This window comes from Rothia sp. HMSC065G12, assembly GCF_001811455.1.
GTDB classification, from domain to species: Bacteria; Actinomycetota; Actinomycetes; order Actinomycetales; family Micrococcaceae; genus Rothia; species Rothia dentocariosa.
In genome coordinates, this window is the sequence record NZ_KV804815.1 from 500,399 (window position 1) to 501,542 (window position 1,144).

General features: G+C 47.1%; 1 protein-coding gene and 1 pseudogene. Both read right to left on the reverse strand.

Annotated elements, in window-relative coordinates; translation table 11 throughout:
- Positions 1-673, reverse strand: a pseudogene (locus tag HMPREF2804_RS10820) (hypothetical protein); the annotation flags it as partial.
- A gap of 64 nt (positions 674-737) precedes the next feature.
- The coding region (locus HMPREF2804_RS07390; RefSeq protein WP_246824204.1) for a DUF6318 family protein at positions 738-1,144 on the reverse strand (407 nt) is incomplete at its 5' end.

Genomic DNA, 1,144 nt, shown 5'->3' on the forward strand with positions numbered 1-1,144 from the left:
TTTTTAGATCGTGCCCGTCTCCATACTCATACCGATACGCCACCGGCACCGCACGAATCCTAGTGCGTCCAATCGGCAAATCCCCTTCAAAAATATTAGAACTGCCCTCTAAAGTGGTGTAGAAATTCGTTTCCTCACCCTTACTCGTGTGTGGTGGATGCGCACTATCCAAAGTCAGGTGCGGATGCGCCGGGATCAACTCCAGCAAATGAGTGCGCATCTCGGTGATAATCCGCTCATACTCACCCTGAGCTTGCTGTGCTGCTTCCGGGTCGTTCAGGGTGCAGGTATCACCGAACAGATGATTCGTAATCGTCTCCCCAACAGGTTTAGCCTGACCATCATCAGTAAATTCTTTATACTGGCCCACACGCCCATCCCGACTAACACAGTACGAACCATCATTGGCAACATCAAATCTAAACGACTTATTAGCACCACTTTTATCTTGAGCGAACCCAAGATTCCCATGATGATGCTCCCGATACCATCTCGTCCACTCATCTTGACGACGTTCATTATTTTCCTGAGACGTGTGCAGATCGGCATTTGGATACTGTCCTATATTTTGCTCTGGCGCCTGTCTCCCACCGCGCCACTGTTGGCTTTGAGATATCTCCTGCTCTGAACACCATAGTGAAGCATCCGAATTACCGCAGAGAGGATCACCCATAACCGGAACACCTTGAAAAAGTGAGGCACATACCAATGATGCAACCATTAGGCATGGAAGAGCTCTATTCTTCATTCTTCTCACCCTTCATATCCAAGAACTCAACGCTATCGATAAGCCACCGATTCCCATCATGGTGAAGAGTCATCATATACCAGTTATTCTCGTAATCTTTATTAACAACTTCCTTATAGTGCTCTCCATCAGCCTCAATATAGATGAGATGTGGCCAAGCCATGAAGAACTTCCACTTATATTTACCACCACCGTGGTTAATAGGCTCACCATGGAACTCGTAGCCATGCACATCTCCACCTACAATCCACCCGCCCTTTTTATAAAGACGAGTATCAAAATCATAGGTCTTCTGTTCATCTGTGAAGTTCTTACTGATATATTTATAGGCCTCTTTGAAGTCCCCGGTCTGAAGCCCGTAGTTACGCCATTCCGTCCACGCCTGCACCGTCTTAC